4 protein-coding genes are annotated in these 3,869 nt (G+C 67.2%); 3 read left to right on the top strand and 1 reads right to left on the bottom strand.

Going from position 1 to position 3,869, the window contains the following annotated elements; all coding sequences use genetic code 11:
* The 3 genes from R2834_24815 to R2834_24805 all read left to right on the top strand — a co-directional run.
* Positions 1-396 (top strand): response regulator (locus R2834_24815; protein MEZ4703577.1); only part of this gene is annotated, 396 nt, incomplete at its 5' end.
* Between the two features lie 140 nt (positions 397-536).
* Positions 537-1,787, top strand: a complete 1,251-nt coding sequence (locus R2834_24810; GenBank protein MEZ4703576.1) for an acyl-CoA dehydrogenase — start codon at positions 537-539, stop codon at positions 1,785-1,787.
* 24 nt (positions 1,788-1,811) lie between these two features.
* Entirely contained in the window at positions 1,812-3,515 is a 1,704-nt protein-coding gene (locus tag R2834_24805) for a sulfatase-like hydrolase/transferase (GenBank protein MEZ4703575.1), read from the top strand.
* Between the two features lie 4 nt (positions 3,516-3,519).
* Here R2834_24805 and R2834_24800 read toward each other — a convergent pair.
* Positions 3,520-3,869, bottom strand: a 350-nt coding sequence (locus R2834_24800; protein MEZ4703574.1) for a DUF3179 domain-containing (seleno)protein, incomplete at its 5' end; no start/stop codon positions are given.

Raw genomic sequence — 3,869 nt, 5'->3', positions numbered from 1 at the left:
ATCGCCGACAGCAACGCGACGCATCTGAGCATGATCGCGCGCATCCTCGAAACGCTCGGGTACCACCCCGACGTGGCCAGCTCCTGCCAGGGGCTGCGCGACAGCCTGGAGCGCAAGGCCTACGACCTCATCCTCGTCGAATTGCGGCTCGCCCATACGAGCGGCAGCGCCTGCACCCAGCTCAACCGGCCCTCGGAGTCCGGCCATCCGGCGCCCTACGTCCTCGCCCTCTCCGTGCATACCTGGCCCGAGGAGGTCGAACGCTGCCGGGCGCTGGGCTTCGACGGCGTGCTTCCGCTGCCCCTTTCGCGCTCGAAGCTGAACCAGGAGATCGAACACGCGAGCCGGCTCCGTGTCGCGCGCCTCGCCAGCGAGCTTTCGCAGAGCAACGCCTGAGCCGGCCGGCACCGGCACATCTTCGCGCGCGTCCAATCCCTGCATTGCCTGCCACGCGGACCTAGGGAACGACGGGGGGCGTACGTACATTAGAGGCGCATTCCCTCACCCGACATCACGCAGCTACGCGTTCATATACCATGTCCTCAAAGGCTTTTAATATCGATGACATGTTCCTCTTCGAAGAGATGCTCTCGGAAGAGGACCGCATGATCATGGAGGCGGCGCGCGAATACGCCCAGCAGCATCTCGAGCCCCGGGCGCTCGAAGGCAACCAGCACGAGGTTTTCCATCCTGAAATCGCCCGCGAACTCGGCGAGCGGGGCCTGCTCGGGGCAACGATCCCGCCGGAATACGGCGGCGCCGGCGCGAGCTACACGGCCTACGGTCTCATCGCGCGCGAGCTGGAGCGGGTGGATTCCGGATACCGTTCGTTTGCGTCGGTCCAGTCGTCGCTCGTCATGTACCCCATCCACGCATTCGGCACCGAGGAACAGCGTCAGCGCTTCCTGCCGGGCCTGGCCACGGGGGCGCTCATCGGCTGCTTCGGGCTCACGGAGCCGGACCATGGGTCCGACCCGGGCTCGATGAAGACCCACGCCAAAAAGGTCGACGGGGGCTGGGTGCTCAACGGCTCGAAGACCTGGATCACCAACTCGCCCATCGCCAACGTGGCGGTGGTGTGGGCCAAGGCGCGCGAGGCCGGCGACAGCGAACCGGTCATCCGCGGTTTCCTGGTCGAAAAAGGCTTCGCCGGCTTCACGGCGCCGAAGATCCACAACAAGATGTCGATCCGGGCCTCGATCACGGGCGAAATCGTGCTGCACGACTGCTTCGTGCCGGACGCCAACGTGTTTCCCGAGATCCGCGGTCTGAAAGGCCCCTTCTCCTGCCTGAACAATGCGCGGTACGGCATCTCGTGGGGCGTCGTCGGCGCCGCGGAGAACTGCTATCACCGCGCCCGCGCCTATGTCTCCGAGCGCGAGCAGTTCGGCTACCCGCTCGCCTCGATGCAGCTGATCCAGACGAAGCTGGCCAACATGGCCACGGACATCACGCAGATGCAGCTGCTCGCCTGGCGCCTCGGCACGCTCAAGGACGCCGGCCGCGCCGCGCCGCCGATGATCTCGCTGGCCAAACGCAACAATTGCGGTAAGGCGCTCGACATCGCGCGCAACGCGCGCGACATGCTCGGCGGCAACGGCATCACGGGCGACTTCCGGGTGATCCACCACATGGTGAACCTGGAGACGGTCAACACCTACGAAGGCACCTACGACATCCACGGCCTGATCCTCGGCCGCGCCATTACCGGTATTCAATCCTTCGTGCCGCGCGGAAACGACGTTCCCGACGCGGCGCCTCGCCCACACGCCGCCGTTTCGGCCTGACGCCGGCCGGCCTCCACCCAGCCCATGCGCAACCTGACCCGTGCGACCCGCCGGCGTCTCCATCGGACGCTCGCGCTGGCCGCGCTGTGTCTGACGGTATCGTTCACCGCCCAGGCCCAGCAGCCGAATATCGTCTGGATATCGGTCGAGGACATGAGTCCACACCTCGGCGCCTACGGCGACGCCGTGGCCCGGACTCCGAACCTCGACCGCCTGGCCAACGAAGGCGTGCGCTATACGCGCGTGTTCACCACCGCCGCCGTCTGCGCCCCCAGCCGCTCCGCGATCATCACGGGGATGTACCAGACGACGATCGGCACGCACCATCACCGCACGTCGCACGAAGCGGAGGGGCTGCCCACGCCCTACTCGGCCGTACCGCCCCCCCATGTCAAGGCCTTCACCGAGTACCTGCGCGCCGCCGGCTACTACACAACGAACAATGCAAAAACGGACTATCAGTTCGCGCCCATCGGCGACCAGCGGCAGCCACTGACGGCGTGGGATGAATCCGGGCCGGCCGCCCACTGGCGCAACCGCCCCAACCAGGACCAGCCGTTCTTCAGCGTGTTCAACTACACCGGCACGCACGAGTCGCGCGTGTGGCCCCGCGACGGCCAGCCGATCGTCACCGACACCGCGCTCGTCACGGTACCGCCCTACTACCCCGACGAGCCGGTCGTCCGGGAGGATCTGGCGCGGATGTACGACAACATCGCGGCGATGGACGACTGGGTGGGGATGATCCTGGACGACCTCCGCGCCGAAGGGCTCGCGAACAACACCATCGTGATGTTCTGGAGCGACCACGGCGACGGCATGCCGCGCGCCAAACGCTGGCTCTACGATTCCGGCCTCCACATTCCGCTGATCGTCCGCTGGCCGGGCCGGCTCGCCGGCGGCGGCGTCGACGACCAGCTCGTCAGCGCGATCGATCTGGCGCCGACGGTGCTGGCGATCGCCGGCGTCTCGCTGCCCGTGCACCTGCAGGGCCGGCCCTTCCTCGGCCGCACCAACACGCCGGCACGCGATGTGGTCTTCGCCGCGCGCGACCGACACGACGAGGCCTACGACCGGGTGCGCGCCGTGCGCGATCGCCGGTTCAAGTACATCCAGAACTTTTACCCCGACCTCCCCTACGTCCAGTTCCTCCCCTACGAAAACCGGAACGAGACCATGAAGCTGCTCCTGCGCTTCCATGCGGAGAACCGCCTGACCGGGGCGCAAAAGCTGTGGTTTCGCTCATCCAGACCGCCCGAGGAGCTGTACGACACGGAGGCCGACCCTTACGAGATCCGCAACCTCGCGGACGACCCGGCCTATGGCGCCGTGAAGGCCCGGCTGAGGTCCGCCCTCGATACCTGGCGCACGACGACGGGCGACCTCGGCGAGGTCTCGGAAGAGATCATGGTGGCGCAGATGTGGCCCGGGGGCGTCCAGCCTCGGACGCAACCGCCGGCGTTCATCCCGAACGCGGCGAATTTTATCGCCCCGGAAGCGACGCCGGCCGGCGGGGTCTTCACGGCCCCGGTCCTCCTCATGATGCAGAGCCCGACCCAGGGCGCCTCGATCGCGTACGCTCTGGGCGACAGCCAACCCACGCGATGGCTGCTCTACAGCCACCCCATCGCGCTGCCGATCGGTACGACCATCGTGCGCGCCCGCGCCATCCGGTACGGCTACGCGGAAAGCGAGGAGGTCCGCGCCGCGTTTATCGTCACCCGATGACACCTCACGGCGCGTAGACGCGGGTATCAGGGCGAAAGGCGAACCAGGCGAACGCAAAATAATTGCCGTGCGGCACCGCCTCAAGCTGCGCGCCGGCCAGCGCGCCCTGCACCGCGCGCCCCGTGACGGTCCAGACACTCCCGGTTTCGTTGTCGACGAACCGATCCCGCTCGTAGCGAAACGTCAACACCCGCCCATCGATCGCGCGGTTGAACACCCCCGTCGTCCCCACCTCCCGCGAATCGGCGATGGACGACGCATCGAGCGCTGAAACGGCCCCTTTCCCGTGGAATACCACCAGCGCGACGTCCTCGACGGTGTCGTTGATGACGCCGGCTTTACGCGTGATGCCGT

This window comes from Rhodothermales bacterium (assembly GCA_041391505.1).
In the GTDB taxonomy this organism is placed as follows: domain Bacteria; phylum Bacteroidota; class Rhodothermia; order Rhodothermales; family JAHQVL01; genus JAWKNW01.
This window is presented reverse-complemented; position numbering and strand designations above follow the sequence as displayed.

What these genes read in the sequence shown, in the direction of transcription:
- R2834_24805 (MEZ4703575.1), top strand. Translation starts at nt 1,812, where the DNA reads ATGCGCAACCTGACCCGTGCGACCCGCCGGCGTCTCCATCGGACGCTC.
- R2834_24810 (MEZ4703576.1), top strand. Translation starts at nt 537, where the DNA reads ATGTCCTCAAAGGCTTTTAATATCGATGACATGTTCCTCTTCGAAGAG.